14 protein-coding genes and 1 tRNA gene are annotated in these 18,381 nt (G+C 60.8%); 4 read left to right on the top strand and 11 right to left on the bottom strand.

Annotated elements, in window-relative coordinates:
* Positions 1-23: 23 nt before the first annotated feature.
* Positions 24-1,619 (top strand): phosphoglycerate dehydrogenase, encoded by a 1,596-nt coding sequence (serA, locus tag AMK00_RS17820; RefSeq protein ID WP_064804760.1) that lies wholly within the window; start codon positions 24-26, stop codon positions 1,617-1,619.
* Positions 1,620-1,698: 79 nt separating this feature from the next.
* Here the strand turns inward: serA and AMK00_RS17815 are convergent, their stop codons facing one another.
* Positions 1,699-1,965, bottom strand: a complete 267-nt coding sequence (locus AMK00_RS17815; protein ID WP_010035567.1) for a hypothetical protein — start codon at positions 1,963-1,965, stop codon at positions 1,699-1,701.
* 495 nt (positions 1,966-2,460) lie between these two features.
* Here AMK00_RS17815 and mnmA point away from each other — a divergent pair, with 495 nt between their 5' ends.
* Positions 2,461-3,660, top strand: a complete 1,200-nt coding sequence (gene mnmA / locus AMK00_RS17810; RefSeq protein ID WP_064811266.1) for a tRNA 2-thiouridine(34) synthase MnmA — start codon at positions 2,461-2,463, stop codon at positions 3,658-3,660.
* 136 nt (positions 3,661-3,796) lie between these two features.
* Positions 3,797-3,873, top strand: a tRNA-Met gene (locus tag AMK00_RS17805).
* Positions 3,874-4,930: 1,057 nt separating this feature from the next.
* On the opposite strand, the gene AMK00_RS17795 is transcribed toward AMK00_RS17805, so the two are convergent.
* From AMK00_RS17795 to pobA, 7 genes are all read right to left on the bottom strand, one after another.
* Complete coding sequence (locus AMK00_RS17795) at positions 4,931-5,758, bottom strand: VCBS domain-containing protein (RefSeq protein ID WP_064811264.1); 828 nt, start codon at positions 5,756-5,758, stop codon at positions 4,931-4,933.
* Between the two features lie 208 nt (positions 5,759-5,966).
* On the bottom strand, positions 5,967-6,683 hold the full coding sequence (locus AMK00_RS17790; RefSeq protein WP_064804755.1) for an ABC transporter ATP-binding protein: 717 nt from the start codon (positions 6,681-6,683) through the stop codon (positions 5,967-5,969).
* Positions 6,664-7,428 (bottom strand): ABC transporter ATP-binding protein, encoded by a 765-nt coding sequence (locus tag AMK00_RS17785; RefSeq protein ID WP_064811263.1) that lies wholly within the window; start codon positions 7,426-7,428, stop codon positions 6,664-6,666. Before AMK00_RS17785 ends, AMK00_RS17790 begins: the two co-directional genes overlap by 20 nt.
* Positions 7,425-8,429: a branched-chain amino acid ABC transporter permease gene (locus AMK00_RS17780; protein WP_064811262.1), complete on the bottom strand. Its 1,005-nt coding sequence runs from the start codon at positions 8,427-8,429 to the stop codon at positions 7,425-7,427. The genes AMK00_RS17785 and AMK00_RS17780 overlap by 4 nt, the downstream gene beginning before the upstream one ends.
* Before the next feature lies 1 nt (position 8,430).
* On the bottom strand, positions 8,431-9,294 hold the full coding sequence (locus AMK00_RS17775; RefSeq protein WP_064811261.1) for a branched-chain amino acid ABC transporter permease: 864 nt from the start codon (positions 9,292-9,294) through the stop codon (positions 8,431-8,433).
* Between the two features lie 66 nt (positions 9,295-9,360).
* Positions 9,361-10,533, bottom strand: coding sequence for an ABC transporter substrate-binding protein (locus AMK00_RS17770; RefSeq protein WP_064811260.1), 1,173 nt, complete (start codon positions 10,531-10,533; stop codon positions 9,361-9,363).
* Positions 10,534-10,717: 184 nt separating this feature from the next.
* The gene (pobA, locus tag AMK00_RS17765; protein WP_064811259.1) at positions 10,718-11,890 is read right to left on the bottom strand and encodes a 4-hydroxybenzoate 3-monooxygenase; all 1,173 of its coding nucleotides are present in this window, start codon (positions 11,888-11,890) and stop codon (positions 10,718-10,720) included.
* 117 nt (positions 11,891-12,007) lie between these two features.
* Here pobA and AMK00_RS17760 point away from each other — a divergent pair, with 117 nt between their 5' ends.
* The gene (locus tag AMK00_RS17760; protein WP_064811258.1) at positions 12,008-12,898 is read left to right on the top strand and encodes a helix-turn-helix domain-containing protein; all 891 of its coding nucleotides are present in this window, start codon (positions 12,008-12,010) and stop codon (positions 12,896-12,898) included.
* A gap of 48 nt (positions 12,899-12,946) precedes the next feature.
* Here the strand turns inward: AMK00_RS17760 and AMK00_RS17755 are convergent, their stop codons facing one another.
* The 3 genes from AMK00_RS17755 to AMK00_RS17745 form a co-directional block, all read right to left on the bottom strand.
* Positions 12,947-15,334, bottom strand: coding sequence for a phosphoketolase family protein (locus AMK00_RS17755; protein WP_064811257.1), 2,388 nt, complete (start codon positions 15,332-15,334; stop codon positions 12,947-12,949).
* 71 nt (positions 15,335-15,405) lie between these two features.
* Positions 15,406-16,584 (bottom strand): acetate/propionate family kinase, encoded by a 1,179-nt coding sequence (locus AMK00_RS17750; protein ID WP_064811256.1) that lies wholly within the window; start codon positions 16,582-16,584, stop codon positions 15,406-15,408.
* 155 nt (positions 16,585-16,739) lie between these two features.
* On the bottom strand, positions 16,740-18,311 hold the full coding sequence (locus AMK00_RS17745; RefSeq protein ID WP_064811255.1) for a putative bifunctional diguanylate cyclase/phosphodiesterase: 1,572 nt from the start codon (positions 18,309-18,311) through the stop codon (positions 16,740-16,742).
* Positions 18,312-18,381: the final 70 nt, after the last annotated feature.

The following is an 18,381-nucleotide window of genomic DNA, read 5'->3' as shown; positions in this document are numbered from 1 at the left end:
GAACACTTTTGAAGGAGGCCTCAATGGCACCTCGCGTTCTCGTATCCGACGAATTGTCGGAAACCGCCGTCCAGATCTTCCGCGACCGCGGCGTCGAAGTCGATTTCGAACCGCAGCTCGGCAAGGACAAGGACCGTCTGCTCGAAGTCATCGGCAAGTATGATGGTCTGGCCATCCGCTCCGCCACTAAAGTGACGGAAAAGATCATCGAAGGGGCGAAGAACCTCAAGGTTGTCGGCCGCGCCGGCATCGGCGTCGACAATGTCGATATCCCGGCCGCCTCGCGCCGCGGCATCATCGTCATGAACACGCCTTTCGGCAATTCGATCACGACCGCCGAACACGCAATCGCCCTGATGCTCGCCGTCGCCCGCCAGCTTCCGGCTGCCGATGCCTCGACGCAGGCCGGCAAATGGGAGAAGTCGAAATTCATGGGCGTCGAGATCACCGGCAAGACGCTCGGCGTCATTGGCGCCGGCAATATCGGCTCGATCGTCTGCTCCCGCGCCATCGGCCTGAAGATGCATGTCGTCGCCTATGACCCGTTCCTTTCCAAGGAGCGCGCCGAGGAGATGGGCGTCACCAAGGTTGAGCTCGACGAGCTTTTCGCCCGCGCCGATTTCATCACGCTGCACGTACCGATGACCGACAAGACGCGCGGCATCCTCAATAAGGAAGCGCTGGCGAAGACCAAGCCCGGCGTGCGCATCATCAACTGCGCCCGCGGTGGCCTGGTCGATGAAGCGGCGCTTGCCGAAGCCATCAAGTCCGGCCATGTCGCCGGTGCTGCCTTCGACGTCTTCGAAGTCGAGCCCGCCAAGGAAAGCCCGCTCTTTGGCCTGCCGAATGTCGTCTGCACGCCGCATCTCGGCGCTTCGACGACCGAGGCGCAGGAAAACGTCGCGCTGCAGGTCGCCGAACAGATGTCGGATTACCTCGTCAAGGGCGCGGTCTCCAACGCCATCAACATGCCGTCGATCACCGCGGAAGAGGCGCCGATCCTGAAGCCGTTCATTCGTCTTGCCGACGTTCTCGGCGCCTTTGTCGGCCAGGTCACCGAAGAGCCGATCAAGGAAATCGAAATCCTCTATGACGGTGTGACCGCCAGCATGAACACGCGGGCACTGACGAGCGCGGTTCTTGCGGGCTTGATCCGCCCGCAGGTCGCCGACGTCAACATGGTTTCCGCGCCGATCATGATCAAGGAAAAGGGCATCGTGCTTTCCGAGGTCAAGCGCGACAAAACAGGCGTCTTCGACGGCTATATCAAGCTGACGGTCACGACCGAAAGCATGACGCGCTCCGTCGCCGGCACGGTGTTTTCGGATGGCAAGCCGCGCTTCATCCAGATCAAGGGCATCAATCTCGATGCCGATGTCGGTTCGCACATGATCTACATCACCAATACCGACGTCCCCGGCATGATCGGCTTCATCGGCATGACGCTCGGCACTGCCGGAGTCAACATTGCCAACTTCCAGCTCGGCCGAGATAAGCAGGGTGGCGACGCCATTGCGCTGCTCTACGTCGACGGCGAGGTGGATGACGGCGTACTCACGCAGCTGACGGCGCACCAGGCGATCCGCCAGGCAAAGCTGCTGACATTCAACATCGACTGAGTTTCTTTCCTCCCAAGGAAACAGGGGAAACCCGGCGCCGGAAACGGCGCCGGGTTTCTGCCTCAGCAATGGGTATATTTCAGTGGGGTAACCGCTTGCGGCGGACGATCTTGCCGAAGCGGGCTCTATCGTCCTCAGCCTTGGTGCGATGAAGGAAGGCGCGCCTGCTGCCGTCGAGACCCTGGAAGAATTCGTCCCAGGAGATCTCCTCCTGCGTTTCCGAGGAAAAATCGACGCGGACAGTTTCGCTGTCGCTCGCGTCCTTGATGCGGGCGGGATGGCCGCCTCGCTCTTCGATCCAGTGTCTGATCCTGTTGTAATCCGCCGTCGTGCCGAACCTGGCCATGAAACCCTCCGCAGCGTTCGATTGCGACAATGATCACCCGGAACGCATGATCGAGAGAATAGTTCCTTAGGGGCGATAATTATTCGCTCAACGATTTCCGGTTGAGCTGATGCTCAAGCATTCGTTATTTTGAGAACGGCGCCTGCAGCCGCATAATTCGTATGGCTGGAAGGAGGATGTATATGAAACGCTATTCATTCTCGATAATCGGACTGGCGCTGATGACCGCCATCATTGCCAATCCAGGCATCGCATTCGCCTGCAACAAGCTGATCGGCACCTGAGCCGCACCCCCGCTTTTAAGGCGTGGCCTCGGCCGCGCCTTTCCTTTCTCACTGGCGAGACTCGGCCGCCCGAAAGCCGCCCCTTGCGTCCCGATACAATCCTTTCTATATCGATCGCTTATCGAAAGGCGGCCGATCCCGCCTGATACAGCAATCCGCCGTAATTGCAGCGCAAGGGCGGATGATGAGCGCGCAGAATTTGGCACCACCGTTGAACACACTGGATTTTGACAAGAAGCCGGAAGAGACCCGCGTCGTCGTCGCCATGTCGGGCGGCGTCGATTCCTCCGTCGTGGCCGGCCTTCTCAAACAGCAAGGTTACGACGTGCTCGGCATCACGCTGCAGCTTTACGATCATGGCGCCGCTGTTCACCGCGCCGGCTCCTGCTGCGCCGGCCAGGACATTGACGACGCCCGCCGCGTCTGCGAAACCCTCGGCATTCCGCATTACGTGCTCGATTACGAGAAGCGCTTTCGCGAGACGGTGATCAATCCCTTCGCCGAAAGCTATGTGGCCGGCGAAACGCCGATCCCTTGCGTCTCCTGCAACCAGACCGTCAAGTTCGCCGACCTTCTGGCAACGGCGAAGGAGCTTGGCGCTGATGCGCTGGCGACTGGTCACTATATCCGCTCGCGGCCAAACCCCTCGTCTGAACATCCCGGCCGCCGCGCCCTTTTCCGCCCGGCCGACGCCGACCGCGACCAGAGCTATTTCCTGTTTGCCACGACGCAGGAACAGATCGACTATCTCCGCTTTCCCCTGGGCGGCCTGCCAAAGGCCGAGACCCGCCGGCTGGCCGAAGAGATGGGCCTTGTCGTCGCCAAGAAGGCCGATAGCCAGGATATCTGCTTCGTGCCGCAGGGCAAATATTCCGACATCATCACCAAGCTGAAGCCGAATGCGGCGCTCGTCGGCGAGATCGTCCATCTTGACGGCCGCGTGTTGGGAACGCACGAAGGCATACTGCACTTCACCATCGGCCAGCGCCGCGGCATCGGCATCGCCACCGGCGAGCCGCTCTACGTCGTGTATCTCGACGCCCGCTCGCGCCGCGTCATCGTCGGGCCGAAGGAGGCGCTGGAAACGCATCGCGTCTATCTGCGCGACGTCAATTGGCTGGGCGACGTCCCGCTCGCAGAAGCCGCTGTCGGTGAAGGTTTCGCCTGCTACGCCAAGGTCCGTTCGACGCGGGCACCGGCGCCTGCCGTACTGCACGTCGATGCGACCGGCACCTATGTCGATCTGACGGTCGGTGAGGCAGGCATCGCGCCGGGGCAAGCCTGCGCGCTTTATTCTGCGCCCGGCGACGACGCCCGCGTCTTTGGCGGCGGTTTCATCGAGCGCTCCGAACGCGAACCTTCGGCCGAAGCCTCGCTCAGGGCTCTGCTGGCCGACCCCGTCGCCGCCTGAAACCCATCGGAAACGACGGGCGGCAAAGCTCAGCGTTTTTCTCCATCATGCGCTTGACACAAAGCCGAAGCGCACCTTATAAGCCGCTCATCCCACGAGCCCGCAGCGCTTCGCGAGCAGGTGTCGTTTGACCAGTGGCGGAGTAGCTCAGTAGGTCAGAGCAGAGGAATCATAATCCTTGTGTCGGGGGTTCAAATCCCTCCTCCGCTACCAGTCAAATTCTATCATAAAATTACTGGTTAGTTCAAAGTTGCTCTGGGATTTCCGGGGCCTCATGTCGCACGAAAAACCTTGTTTTCCGGCACGTCCTTTTTCGTGCCGGCGCGTCAATGCGGCATAGATTGCGACATAGATGGCCCACAAATAAATCTGGGAATGAGGGTGCACGCGGGTCTTCTGGCGCTTTGCCTTTCAAGCTTCCACCCGCCCCCGCTACGCCGTTGGGTGAAAAGCCTACGCCAGATGGCGGAATGGAGATGGACAACCTTTGCGGATATTTTGATGCAATGAAGCTCATCCAACTTACTATGCGCTCAGTGCTAATCGGGACCTGTGGTTTCCTTCCGGGATGCTGGCAGCCGGAGTGTGATCCAGCGATGCCTGAGCTGCTGCGCAATTTACATGCTACGGTAGGCTGGTGGAGCGAGGGGTGCCCACCTCCGGAAGATTTCCGCCGTCAATCCTCGAAGGAAGCGGATTCGCCGCAGCTTTCGGGACGATTGCGATCGCGTTTTCCGCTAGGGAGTGATGAGACGGCTATGGAGAGATATTTGCTGGCGGAGGGGTTCCAGATTTCCTCCCCCTGCGGCGAGCGCGCTCCAAGAGTGCGTCAAGCTCAATTTCATCAAGAAAGTTGCCCGTATCCGATGAATGCCAAGATAGCTTGGGAAAGAGCGGAGGACGGCAAATTAGCCTGGATCAAAACTCACGTCTTTTACAAATATCCCTAACAACCAATCCACTGCGATAACCGAGGGCAGCGCTATCTGTAGAGCATAAAATGCAATATGGGCATTTTCATCGCCCAAAGATGGGATGCAGCAGCGATAATAATTGCCCATAAGGCCAGCGAGAACATGACCGCGGCCACCCTGATTCCCATTGACTGCATCAGTTCCTCCATCCCAGATAATCGTCCCTCCTCGGACGATCTATTGCTAGCAGGGCGCAGGTCGTTCAGCTATCGCAAGAAATCGCTACTGGATCGTCGCTGCAGCGCGCGCTCGAAAAGATGCAATGTTTGGCGATGGGGCGCCCCTTTTCCTCTCTCTCAAACGACAAAGTGGAAGTTGTCGTATTGCGCACCATAATAGTCGGGGCCGCTCGTTTCGGTGATGACGGGCTCAGTGTCGAGCACGAGATAGTCAATCTGGCCATAGGCGCTCAGATCAATCACTTGCGGGTCATGAATGCTGTCAGCGGTCACGTTGACCGTGACCAAGAACACGGTATCGCCGTTCAACTTGCCTTCGATCGTCAGAACGTTGTCATAGTCCGATGTGCCGTTTGCCACGCTGAATTGCTCGATCTGAAAGGTGCCGCCATCTGCGGCCTGGATGGGCGTCCAGAAGACGCCGCCTGAGAGATAATGATTGCCGTCAGCTTCCTTTTGTATCGTTGCATCATCGCCATCGTGCCAGGCGCCCCAATCGAAGCCCTTGTAGCCTGTGGGGAAATCATGTTTGCCGACATCCTCGAAATTGACGAAGATGTCGCCGCGCTCCGGCAGGTCGACCGTGATATTGAGCAAGCCGAAGTCGGTAGCGCCGCTGCCGTCCGAAATCTTGAAATTGAACTGGTCGAGAAGTTGATCGCCCGGGCCGAGCGCTGATACCACCGGATTGGAGTGATCGAGTTCATAGGTGTAGTAGCCGTTGGAATAGACGGTCAGCGTGCCGTACTTTCCCTCGATCGTCGTCGTCGTGGCCGGTCCATCCGGATTGGCCGGTTGCGGAATTCGCTGCCCGTTCACGAAGTTGAGACGCACAAGATCTCCGTCGGCATCCGTGGAACCGTCCAGCATGTTGCCGTCAACCGGCTTGTCGACGTCGAAAATAGGCTGGTATACGTCACCTGCGATCGGCTTGTGGTTTGCCATTTCTACCTCCCGTGTGAAGTAGTGCTCAAATATGCAACCCTATCGGGCGCTTCGCAACGTAATTTGACGGAGCGTCAGATCAATTCAACCTGTCAAATCCAACAGGGGCAATTTTTCTGCAGCTCAAATATCCAAGTAGAGGCATCGGCTTCGACGTCTGCCAGCCTGATGATGACGTAATCAACGACGATATACTGCATTGATTGCTTCAATGCAGGCCGCCCACTCCGAGCAAGCTTTCTACTGCTTCGTGATCCCTCGACAAGTCCGACGGCGTTCCGGTCCAGGCCACTCTGCCGCGTTCGAGAATGATGACCCGATCGGCGAAGTCGAGCGCGCTTTGGATGCGTTGTTCGACCAGAAGGATCGTCATGTCGCCTGATTTGGCGAGTTCCGTGAAGGCCGCCATCAGTTCCTCGCAGATCACGGGCGCCAGGCCCTCCAACGGTTCGTCGAGCAGCAGCACGGACGGGCGGCCGAGAATGGTGCGGGCTGTAGAAAGCATCTGCTGCTCGCCGCCCGAGAGCTGGTTGCCGAGGTTGCGGCGGCGCTCCTTCAGGCGCGGGAACAGGGCATAAGCTTCCTCCAATGCCGTCTTCGGCCGCGCCTTCAGACCGACGAAAAGGTTCTCTTCGACGGTCAGCGTCGGAAAGATGCAGCGTGTCTGAGGCACATAGCCGAGGCCCTTATGGGCGCGTGTTGCGCTCGGTGCTGCGGTGACGTCCGAACCACCGAGGTGGATCTGGCCTTGATACCGCCTGGTCTGGCCGGCAAGTGTTGCCAGGAGCGTGGTCTTGCCCATGCCGTTGCGGCCGAGCACGGCAAGCCGGGCGCCTGCCGGCACGGTGAAGGAGATGCCTTCGAGCACCCGCGTCGGCCCGTATCCGGCCGACAGGTTTTCAACCTTAAGCGACAGGGCTGGCATTGGCATAACTCCCGAGATAGGCCTCGCGGACGCGCGCATTGCTGGTGACGTCTTCAGGCCGGCCGTCGAAGATGATTGTGCCTGATGCAAGCACGATGACACGTTTGGCAAAACGAAAGACGAGATCCATGTCGTGCTCGATCATCAGGACGGCGAGGTCGGCAGGCAGTTCTGCCAGCGCCTGCTCGATGCGGCCCGTATCGCTCTGCGGCACGCCGGCCGCCGGCTCATCGAGCAACAGCACTTTCGGCTTCAGCGCCAGCGCCACTGCGAGCTCCAGAAGCCGCTGCTGCCCATAGGCAATCTCGCTGACCATGCGATGCATCAGAGAGGCCAATCCGAGTTTTCCGAGGAGTTCATCGACCTCCGCCATGACATCCGGCATACGAAGGAAATTTCCGAATATATTGCCAGTCTTTCCGTCGCGCTGAAGCACGGCAAGTCCCAGATGTTCGGCCGGTGTCATATCCTGGAAAAGGCGCGTCACCTGAAAGGACCTGATAAGGCCGCGTTTGACCCTGCCGGCCGCATCGACCGCCGTCACCGTCTCGCCGCCGAGGCGGACCTCGCCGGAATCGGGGGACAGATTGCCGGTGACGAGATTGACCAAGGTGGTCTTGCCGGCGCCGTTCGGGCCAATCAGCGCAACACGGTCGCCGGGCGCCATCGCCAGCGAGACATCATTGGTCACGACAAGGCCGCCGAACGCTTTGCTGAGATTGGCGACTTCGAAGACGGGATTCATGAGCGCTCTTTTCTGCGACGGGCAATGAAGGTTGCGGCTGTTCCGTAAAGGCCCTTGGGCGCGAAGAGCACGACGGCGATCAGCAGCGCGCCGACCATGGTCAGCCAGTGAAAGGGATTGGCGGCCGAGACGGTGTCCTCGAAGAGCATGAAGATAACCGTGCCGGAGAGCGCTCCGAAAAGAGAGCCGGCGCCGCCGAGCACGAGCATGACGAGCGCCTCGGCCGACTGGGTGAAGGACAGGCTGTCCAGGCCGACGACCTGCGTCGAAGTCGCATTCAAGGCACCGCCGACGCCGGCCACCGCGCCCGAGATCGCGTACATCCTGATCAGAGCTGCCTTGGGCGAGCCGCCCATGGCGCGGATGCGCAACGGGTCCTGCTTGACGGCGCGGCAGAGCATGCCGAATGGCGAACGCACCAGCAGCCTCAGCAGCACGAAGACAACAAGCAGCAGCGCCATTCCGAAGAAGAAGGCGGTCTGGCCGTAAAGATCGAATTCGAACAAGCCGAAGACCGGGTCCGGCGCGATGCCGGAAAGCCCATCGCTGCCGCCCGTCCATGAAGAGGCCTTGTTGGCAAATTCGTGGAAGAGGTGGATGAGGGCAATCGAGAGCACGAGCTGCGGCAGTCCGTACGCACGCAGGATGATCGCGCCGCTGAGCAGTCCGGCAAGCGCGCCCGCCGCGATGCCGGCAAGCATCATCAGCAGCGGATCGTTGATGCCGTAATGCGCCGACAGGATGCCGGCGGCATAGGCTCCGGAGCCGAACAGGGCGGCATGACCGAGTGTCGCGACACCGCAATAACCCGTCACGAGATCGAGGGACAGGACCAGCAGCGCGATCGTGATCATTCGCGTCAGAAGCGCGAGATTATCGGGGAAGGCGAAATAGCCGACGGCTGCAGCGGCGATGATCGCCGTTATGCCCGCCAGATCGTGGCTGAGGAAAGCGTGCCGGTGCTGGAGACGTGCGTTTTCGTTGTTGATCACGAGCGCCATCCTATCTCGCCCTTCCTGCAAGGCCTCGGGGGAAGATGCAGATGATGGCAATCACGGCGAGATAGAAAAAGAATTCGCCGAATTCAGGCAGGAGATAACGACCTGTCGTATCGATCGCGCCGAGCAGCAGGCAGGCGATCAGCGCGCCGGGAATAGAGCCGGCGCCGCCGACGGAAACGACGACCAGAAAAGTCACCATATAGCGCAGCGCGTAGTAAGGTTCGACCGGCAACAGTTCGGCTCCGACTACGCCACCAAAGGCGGCAAGACCGACGGCGACGGCAAAGCTCACCGCATAGATGATTTCGGTCCGCACGCCGAGTGCGGCAGCCATCGCCGCATCATCCACGGAGGCGCGCAGCTTGACGCCGAAGCTGGTCTTCTCGATTGCGAACCAGAGCGCGAGCGCAACGGCGAGCCCGCAAAGGACGGCGAAAAGCCGGTGGACGGGAATAGTGCGAAAGCCGAGATCGGCCGAGCCCTGCAGCGCTCCGGCAAGCGGTATGGTCTTCAGCGTTGGTCCCATCAGGTAGTTCGCGATGCCGATGACGCAGAAGGTGATGCCGATCGTCATCAGCACCTGGGTCAGCTCCGGGGCGCCGTAGATCCGGCGGTAGAGGAAGCGCTCGAGCGGGATTGCGATGATGATCGTGGCGACCACGGCAGCGATGACTGCCACCGCATAACCAAGGCCGAGGTCACGTGCGGCATAGGAGGCGACATAACCTCCGATCATCGCGAAGGCGCCGTGAGCGAGGTTGACGACACGCATCAGCCCCATGGTGACGGAAAGGCCGATCGATATCACGAAGAGCACCATGCCATAGGCAAGCGCGTCGACGGCTATGCTGAAGACTGTCTGCATGGAAATACCTGCTTGCCTGCGACGGGCTGCGATGACCAAACCCGCCGCACGTTCTGACGCTCGATGTTACTTTGCCGCCGCGAGGCCCGGGTCGCCCTGCTTCTCGAACGTCTGGATCTCCTTGTTGAAGTAGGTCCCGTCATCGGCCTTGGCGACTTCGCGCAGATAGATGTTTTGGGTAATGTGCCGGCTTTCCGGATCGATCGAGACCGGGCCGCGCGGGCTCACCCACGCAAGGCCCTTGACCGCGTCGACCGCTTTCTCGGCGTCCTGCTTGCCACCCGTCGCCTCGATCATCTTGTAGATGACATACATACCGTCATAGGCGCTGACCGCGGGGAAGGAGAGTTCGGCCTTGTTGCCGATCGCCTTGGCGGCAGCCTCGACAAAGGCCTTGTTCTCGGGCGAGTCGTGCGACACGGCATAGTGGAAGGTCGTCTTGATGCCGAGCGCGGCGTCGCCGAGGGCCGGCAGATCGGATTCTTGGGTCAGATCGCCAGGGGCGAAGAACTTGATGCCGGCGGCCTTCAAGCCATTCTCGTTATAAGCCTTGACGAAGCCAAGCGTCGTCGGACCCGACGGCAGGAAGGCGAAGACGCCCTCGGCTCCGGAATCCTTGATGCGCTGCATGATCGGGCTGAAGTCGTTGGTCGCAAGCGGCATGCGGATTGCCTCGACCACCTGACCGCCCGCCTTTTCGAAGCCGGCCTTGAAGGCATTCTCGGCGTCGATGCCGGGGCCGTAATCGCTGACGACCGAGATCACTTTCTTGACGCCTGCGTCGGAGGCGACCTTGGCGATCGGCGTCGAGGTCTGCCAAGTTGTAAACGAGGTGCGCACGACGAGCGGGCTCTTGGTGACGATCGCCGAGGTGGCGGCGTTCATGATGACCATCGGCACGTTGCCCTGCTTCAAGATCGGCGTCACCGCCATGGCGTCGGGGGTGAAATAGAAGCCGGCGAGATACTGGACCTTTTCCTTGACGATCAGTTCCTGCGCCAGCGCCTTGGATTGGGCCGGATCGGCCTGCGGCACGTCGCGGTAGACGATCTCGACCGTGTCGCTGCCGACCTTGCTGCCGTTGACAGCCATATAGGCGTCGATGCCGGCCTTGAAGTTCTTGCCCTGGAGCGCGAAGGGACCGGAGAACGGCCCGATGACGCCGACCTTGATGGTGTCGGCATAGGCGCTGGTGCCCATAACAATTGCCGCAGCGGCGGCCAGAAACAGCTTCCTCATTCTTCTCTCTCCCTTTTCGGCGTACTCCAGCGCCGTATTGAATTTCAGGTTAGCTTGTCATGCGAAATGGTGATGTAAAATGAAATAAATCCCCGAATACATGATTTGCCGGTTATGGTTCTGCGTCGTCGTGACTCGCTCTGTTCACCGGCGTATGCGCAGCTTTCATCCCTCGATCTTCGCGTCAGAACGGCAATCCCACGTAGTTTTCCGCGAGCACCGTGGAGGCCGCACGGGAATGTGTGAGATAGTCGAGCTCGGCTTCCTGAATCTTTTGATCGAAATCGCCGGTATCGGGAAACCGGTGCATTATCGTCGTCATCCACCAGGAAAACCGCACCGCTTTCCATACGCGGGCGAGCGCCGTCTGCGAATAGGCGTCGATGCCGCTCTCGGAGCCTTCACGGTAATGCTCGAGGAGCCCGCAGAACAGGTAATGGACATCGCTTGCTGCAAGGTTCAGCCCTTTGGCACCGGTCGGCGGCACGATATGGGCGGCGTCGCCGACGAGGAAGAGCCGGCCGAAACGCATGGGCTCGGCGACGAAGGAGCGTAAAGGAGCGATCGATTTCTCGAAGGACGGGGCGGTTGTCAATGCCTCGGCGTGATGGGCCGGCAGGCGCCGCCTCAACTCGTCCCAGAAGCGATCGTCGCTCCAGTCGTCGATCTTCGCGTCGAGCGGGCATTGGATATAGTAGCGGCTGCGCGTGGCCGAGCGCATCGAACAGAGCGCGAAGCCCCTCGGGTGGTTGGCGTAGATCAGTTCACGGCTGACCGGCGCCACGTCGGCAAGCAGGCCCAGCCAGCCGAAGGGATAGACCTTCTCGAAACTTCGGATCGCCCGTTCGGGAACGGCTCTGCGGCTTGTTCCATGAAAGCCGTCGCAGCCGGCGATGAAATCGCAATCGATGCGGCAGCCGATACCATCCTTCGTGTAGGTAACGAAGGGCGAGCCGCCGTCGAGATCATGTGGGGCCACATCGGCGGCATCATAGATCGAAAGGGCGCCACAAGCTTCCCGCCGCTCCATGAGATCGCGCGTCACCTCGGTTTGTCCGTAGACGGTCACGCGCCTGCCGCCGGTCAATTGGTGAAGATCGATGCGATGGTCGCGGCCGTCGAAGGCCAGCGAGAAGCCGTCATGCGGCAAGCCTTCGGCATGCAATCTTGCCCCGGCTTTGGCCTCGTCCAACAGCCCGACAGTACCTTCCTCCAGCACGCCGGCGCGGACGCGGCCGAGGATATAGCCCTTGCTCACGCGGTCGAGGATGACGTTGTCGATCCCAGCTTCGGTCAGAAGCTGACCGAGCAGCAGGCCGGACGGTCCCGAACCGATGATGGCGACCTGGGTTCGCAAATGCTTCCTCCCTTGCATTTTGCGTTTTGTCAGATTCTGCCGTGCCGCCATTGCCGCAACAATGGACAATCCGCCCCAAAGATTGCACTTATCGAACATTGGCACGGGAGGAAGCCGATGAGCAGGCATATACCGACCTACGAGCTCTATGGCGAAAATACCGGTCGTTCGCCGGAATTCTGGTTGCATTGCGAAACAATCCGCTCCCGCAGCAGCCTGCATCAATGGGAAATTCGGCTTCACCGCCACGAGAGCTTCTTTCAGATATTATACATCGAAGCCGGCTCGGGCGATGCGATCTTCGGCAAGAGGAGCCATGCCATTCGTCCGCCGGCGGTCATCACGGCTCCCCCTGGGCTCGATCACGGCTTTCGCTTTTCACGTGATATCGACGGCCTCGTGATCACTATCTTGAGGTCACATCTCAGCCACCCGCCCGGCGAGCGAAGCCATCTCGGCGAGTGGTTGGCGATGCCGCGGCTGACGCCGCTCGATCCCGATAATGCCGAGGCTGCCTATGTCATGCAGACGCTGAGGCGGCTCGGCGACGAATTCGAAAACCGCCGCGGTGGCCGCAACGAGGTATTGGCTGCCTATGTCGGGCTGGCGTTGCGGCTGACGGCGCGGATTTCGCATGAGGGACATGCGCAGGAGCTTCCTTCAAACGAGAACGAGCGGCGGATGGTGATGCTGGACGAACTGATCCAGCAGCATTTCCGATCCCACAGACCGGCTTCCTTCTATGCCAAGGAACTCGGCGTTTCGTCGACGCATCTCACCCGTATCGTTCGCTCCATGACGGGAAACACCCCGCATGAGCTGATCGCCGGGAAACTGATCCAGGAGGCGAAGCGCCAGCTCGTCTTTACGATCGGCAGCGTTCAGGAGATCGGATTTCGCCTCGGCTTTGCCGATCCGGCCTATTTCTCGCGCTTCTTCCTGAAATATACCGGCGAAACGCCGCGGGTCTGGCGGATGAACGAAAAAGCTCGGCTTGAACGGGCATAGGTTCCGGCATTCGGTCATCCGACATCGCGTGCGTCAGTCGCAGATGTCTCACGCCGCCGGCCACGTCCAGTCCCGCACCTCCGGCATGTCCTCGCCGTATTCCCTGACATAGTCGTGATGCTCGGCGAGCTTGCCTTGGAAGGCGGCAAGCGCGTCTTTTGCCTTCTCCTTCAGGCCCGGCACGCGCTCGATGGCTTCGATGGCGAGATGGTAGCGGTCGAGTTCGTTGAGGACGGTCATGTCGAAAGGCGTGGTCGTAGTACCTTCCTCGATAAAGCCGCGGACGTGGATGTTCTCGTGGTTGGTGCGCCTATAGGTCAGGCGGTGAATGAGATAGGGATAGCCGTGATAGGCGAAAATGACCGGCTTGTCGGCGGTGAAGATCGCGTCGAAGGCCTCGTCGGAAAGGCCATGCGGATGCTGGTCCCTGGATTGCAGTGCCAGGAGGTCGACGACATTGACGGTGCGGATCTTCAGCTCGGGAATGGCCGTGCGCAGAAGATCGACGGCGGCGAGCGTTTCCATCGTCGGGACATCGCCGGCGCAGGCCATGACGAGATCGGGCGAGATCGTGTCCTCCTCGTTGCTTGCCCAGCGCCAGATGCCGATGCCGGCCTCGCAATGTTTCACCGCCTCGTCCATCGACAGCCATTGCGGCTCCGGCTGCTTGCCGGCGACGATGACGTTGACGCGATCATAGGTGCGCAGGCAATGATCGCCGACCCAGAGCAGGGTGTTGGCGTCCGGCGGCAGGTAGATGCGGACGATGTCGGCCTTTTTGTTGGCGACGAGGTCGACGAAGCCGGGATCCTGGTGGCTGAAGCCGTTATGGTCCTGGCGCCAGACATGCGAGGTCAGCAGGTAGTTCAGCGATGAGATCGGCTTTCGCCATTCGAGCTCGCGTGTCACCTTCAGCCATTTGGCATGCTGGTTGAACATGGAATCGATGATGTGGATGAAGGCCTCATAGCAGGAAAAGAGGCCGTGCCGGCCGGTCAGCAGGTAACCCTCCAGCCATCCTTGGCAGAGATGTTCCGAAAGCACCTCCATGACACGCCCATCGCGAGAGAGGTGGACATCATAGGGTTCTATATCCTCCATCCAGACGCGGTCGGTGACGTCGAAGACGCTGCCGAGGCGGTTCGATTCTGTCTCGTCGGGGCCGAAGATGCGAAAGTTTGCCGCCTCCGTGTTGAGCTTCATCGTGTCGCGCAGGTAATGGCCGAGGATCTCGGTGGACTGCGCCGTGACGCTGCCGCGCCTGCCGACATCGACCGCATAATCCTCGATAGCGGGAACCACCAATTCCTTGCGCAGCAAGCCGCCATTGGCATGCGGATTGGCGCCCATGCGGCGTTTGCCGACAGGGGCGAGTGCGCGCAGTTCGGATTTAAGCCGACCGTCGGCGCCGAACAGGTCTTCGGGATCGTAGCTTTGCATCCAGTCCTCGAGAATCTTGCGATGGCCTTCATTCTCGCGGCAGTTGGAGACCGGCACCTGGTGGGCGCGCCAGAAACCTTCCACCTTCTTGCCGTCGACTTCTTTCGGACCGGTCCAGCCCTTGGGGCTGCGCAGCACGATCATTGGCCAGCGCGGGCAGCCCGCCGCAGCCTTGCCGCTGCGGGCTTGCTCCTGGATTTCGCGGATGCGGTCGAAGACCTGGTCCAGCGTCGCTGCCATCTGTTGATGCATGTCGCGCGGCTCATGGCCGTCGACGAAAAACGGCTCGTAGCCGTAGCCTTCGAAGAGACGTCGGAGGTCGTCGTCATTGGCCCGGCCGAGAATGGTCGGATTGGCGATCTTGTAACCGTTCAGATGCAGGATGGGCAGAACGGCGCCGTCGCGGGCGGGATTGAGGAACTTGTTGGAATGCCAGCTGGCGGCGAGCGGCCCGGTTTCGGCCTCGCCATCGCCGACGATGCAGGCGACGGTGAGGTCGGGATTGTCGAAGGCGGCGCCATAGGCATGGACGAGGGCGTAGCCGAGTTCGCCACCTTCATGGATCGATCCCGGTGTTTCCGGCGCCGCATGGCTCGGAATGCCGCCGGGAAAGGAGAATTGCCGGAAAAGCTTGCGCATACCTTCGGCATCCTCTGAGATATCGGGATAGATTTCGCTGTAGGTGCCTTCGAGATAGGTGTTGGCGACCATGCCCGGCCCGCCGTGACCGGGGCCGCAGATGTAGATGATGTCGAGATCGCGGGCGCGGATGAGGCGGTTCAGATGCGCATAGATGAAGTTGAGGCCGGGTGTCGTGCCCCAGTGGCCGAGCAGGCGGGGCTTGATGTGCTCTGACTTCAGCGGCTCGCGCAGCAGCGGATTGGCAAGCAGGTAGATCTGGCCGACCGAGAGATAATTGGCGGCCCGCCAGTAGCGGTCGATCAGAGCGAGTTCAGCATCGGTCAGGGCGGCGGCGGTCGAGACATGCTTTTCCATGGGCTTCTCCCGTTCGAAAACGCGTTCAATGTCAGTTCTAGCCGTTAGCGCCAGCGCGCCATTGATCTGGATCAGCGGGCGCGAAGAACGGACAGCGCCTCGTCGGCGATCACCTGTTCTTCGTCCGTGGCAACGACATGGGCGGCCATGCGACTTTCCCCGGCGCTGATCGTGAAACTGTTGGCGGCGTTTGCCTTTTCATCAATCGAAAGGCCGAGCCAGGACAGGCGTTTCGCTACGCCGGCGCGGATTTCCGGCTGATGCTCGCCGATGCCGGCGGTGAAGACGACGGCATCGAGGCCGCCGAGGGTTGCCGCCATGCGGCCGATCTCGCCGGCAATGCGCAGCGTGAACAGATCGATCGCCTGGCGCGCTTCCGGCCGGCCGTCCGTCAACAGATCGCGCGTATCAGCGCTGATGCCGGAAACACCGAGCAGGCCTGAGCGGTGATAGAGCAGATCCTCGATCTCACCCAGGGATCGTTTTCTCTCTCCCGCCAGATGCAGGATCACGCCGGGATCGAGCCAGCCCGGGCGTGTCGCCATCGGGATGCCGTCGAGGGTCGAAAAGCCCATGCTGCAATCGCGGCTGATGCCGTTTTCCATTGCACAGAGGCTGGCGCCGCTGCCGAGATGGGCGACCACAGCCTTTGCCGCACGCGGCGCCTTGCGCGCGAGTTCACCGGCGATGAACTTATAGGAAAGCCCGTGAAAGCCGTACCGCTTGATTCCCTCCTCATGGAGGGAACGGGGTATGGCGAGGCGGCGCACGAGATCGTCCTGCGTGCCATGAAAGGCCGTGTCGAAGGAGGCTGTCTGGACAAGATGCGGCTTCAGGTGACGGAGCGCGCGGATGAAGCGCAGCGCTTGCGGTTGGTGCAGGGGCGCGAGCGGGATCAGCGCTTCGATCCCATCGGTGGCGGCGTCATCAAGCGCGACGGCGCTCGTGAAGCGCTCGCCGCCATGGACGACGCGGTGGCCGGCTGCGGCGGCCGCTGCCATGTCGAAATGATCGGCGAGACGCGTGAAGGTCTCGTCGATGACCCCGTGCAGATCGTCCGTCACCTCCGCCCTCAGCGGCATGTCGAATGTCTGCGATCCCTTGGTTAGGCCGAGCGAGAGCGGCTCGGCGCGGAGATCGATGACGCCCTTGCCGATGTGCCGTGCCTCGGCGCCATCGATCGAGAAGACACCGATCTTCACAGTCGATGAGCCGGCATTGAAGGTCAGGAGGAGGTCGGTGGATGACATGTCTTCAGAGACTCCGCACGGTCGTCACGATGACCGAACTTAGCGCCGAAACTCCCGCTGGAAAGGCATGGCCGCCCGTGCGCAACATGCTGACGGTGCTTGGCGGCCGACAGGGACGCCAAAGCTTGGGGCCGTTTTGTTGAATTACGCTAGGGTCAGGCCGTCGACGCCAGATTGACGTTGCGATCGCGGATGAACATGCTGGCCTCGGCGGCGGGCATCGCCTTGCCGAAAAGATAGCCCTGGCCGATGTCGCAGCCGAGCTGCAGCAGGAAGGCAAGCTGGCCATGCTCCTCGACACCTTCCGCAGTCGTCTTGATATTGAGGCTTCTGCCGAGGCCAAGCATGGCGCGGACGATCTTTTCCTGGCGTTCGTCGTCGCGATAGGTGGCGATGAAGCTTTTGTCGATCTTGATCTTGTCGAAGCGGTAGCGGGCGAGCTGGGCGAGGCTCGAATAGCCTGTGCCGAAATCGTCGAGGGCGATCTGAATGCCGGCCGCATGCAGCTCTTCGAGAATGACGGCGGCAATAGCGGGATCTTGAATCAGCGCGTTTTCGGTAATCTCAACTTCCAGGCGTTGCGGCGGCAGCCGGCTTGCCGAAAGGACCTTGAGGATGCGGGACGTCAGCAGCCGGTCTTCCATCTGTACCGGCGAGACGTTGAAGGACAACGTGACATGCGCCGGCCAGGCGAGCGCATCGCTGCAGGCCTGCGCAAGGAGATCCTCGAACAAGGCGGTGATCATCCCGGTTTCCTCGGCAATGTCGATGAAGACAGCCGGCGGAATGTTGACGCCATCCTCGCCGATCCAGCGCGCGAGGGCTTCGAAACCGCAAAGCTGGCCGGTCTTCAGGTCGATCAGCGGTTGATAGAAAGGCTTGATCGCCTTGTTGGCGATTGCGGCGCGCAGTCTGGTTTCCAGGGAGGCGCGTTCGGTTACCTTGTCCTGCATCGAAGTTTCGAAGACGAGATAATGGTTGGGGCCGCGTGATTTGGCCTCATACATGGCGAGATCGGCACGGTGGGCGGCGTCTTCCAGCGGCTCGCTGTCTTCAACCCAGCGATCATAGCCGACGCTGGCGCCGACTTCGACGGCAAAGCCATCGATATGGATCGGCCGAGTGACGGCCTGGATCAGCAACTTGGCGAAACGCTCCTCGCGCTGCGTCGTCAGGGCGAAGGCGACGACGATGAATTCGTCACCGCCGAAGCGGTAGACGCAATCGGAATTGCCGAGCGCGCAGATGCGTTTGGCAACTTCGACCAACAACACGTCGCCGCCCTTGTGGCCGATGAGATCGTTGACTTTTTTGAAGCCGTCGAGGTCGACGGAGAAGATGGTGACGTTGTGGTCCCATTCCTCGATTTCCGCCTCGTCGCTTCTGACCGGCCGCGAGAGAATTTTGCGCTCGAAGGCGTAGCGATTCGGCAGCTTGGTCAGATGGTCGTGCGTTGCCGTCCAATCGGCCTTCGCTTGGGCGGCGGCGCGCAGTTCCATTTCCTTGCGCAGATCGGCAATACGCAGCACCGAGTAGATGAAGCTCATGGCGCCGGCGATGCCGAGTCCCAGAACGAGCTTGTCGGCGCCGTACTCGCCGAAGCCGGTCATGAAGGAAACCAGACTGTCGTCGAACTGGAGCAAGGTACCGAGGAGCCAGAGGGTAATCCCCAAACCGACGATCGACATGCATTGCCTTCCGGCTCTGCTCTGGAAAAACACCGGCATTATGCCTTCTCCATCTCCACCCGCGCCGGGATATCACAAAAGTCTGAAATGTTCGTTGAAACCAGAAGGC

It is taken from the genome of Rhizobium sp. N621 (assembly GCF_001664325.1).
In the GTDB taxonomy this organism is placed as follows: Bacteria; Pseudomonadota; Alphaproteobacteria; order Rhizobiales; family Rhizobiaceae; genus Rhizobium; species Rhizobium esperanzae.
Note: the sequence above shows the minus strand (reverse complement) of the source record. Positions and strands in the feature narration are given on the sequence as shown.

What these genes read in the sequence shown, in the direction of transcription:
- serA (WP_064804760.1), top strand. Translation starts at nt 24, where the DNA reads ATGGCACCTCGCGTTCTCGTATCCGACGAATTGTCGGAAACCGCCGTC.
- AMK00_RS17815 (WP_010035567.1), bottom strand. Translation starts at nt 1,965, where the DNA reads ATGGCCAGGTTCGGCACGACGGCGGATTACAACAGGATCAGACACTGG.
- AMK00_RS17795 (WP_064811264.1), bottom strand. Translation starts at nt 5,758, where the DNA reads ATGGCAAACCACAAGCCGATCGCAGGTGACGTATACCAGCCTATTTTC.
- AMK00_RS17790 (WP_064804755.1), bottom strand. Translation starts at nt 6,683, where the DNA reads ATGCCAGCCCTGTCGCTTAAGGTTGAAAACCTGTCGGCCGGATACGGG.
- AMK00_RS17785 (WP_064811263.1), bottom strand. Translation starts at nt 7,428, where the DNA reads ATGAATCCCGTCTTCGAAGTCGCCAATCTCAGCAAAGCGTTCGGCGGC.
- AMK00_RS17780 (WP_064811262.1), bottom strand. Translation starts at nt 8,429, where the DNA reads ATGGCGCTCGTGATCAACAACGAAAACGCACGTCTCCAGCACCGGCAC.
- AMK00_RS17775 (WP_064811261.1), bottom strand. Translation starts at nt 9,294, where the DNA reads ATGCAGACAGTCTTCAGCATAGCCGTCGACGCGCTTGCCTATGGCATG.
- AMK00_RS17770 (WP_064811260.1), bottom strand. Translation starts at nt 10,533, where the DNA reads ATGAGGAAGCTGTTTCTGGCCGCCGCTGCGGCAATTGTTATGGGCACC.
- AMK00_RS17760 (WP_064811258.1), top strand. Translation starts at nt 12,008, where the DNA reads ATGAGCAGGCATATACCGACCTACGAGCTCTATGGCGAAAATACCGGT.
- AMK00_RS17755 (WP_064811257.1), bottom strand. Translation starts at nt 15,334, where the DNA reads ATGGAAAAGCATGTCTCGACCGCCGCCGCCCTGACCGATGCTGAACTC.
- AMK00_RS17750 (WP_064811256.1), bottom strand. Translation starts at nt 16,584, where the DNA reads ATGTCATCCACCGACCTCCTCCTGACCTTCAATGCCGGCTCATCGACT.
- AMK00_RS17745 (WP_064811255.1), bottom strand. Translation starts at nt 18,311, where the DNA reads ATGCCGGTGTTTTTCCAGAGCAGAGCCGGAAGGCAATGCATGTCGATC.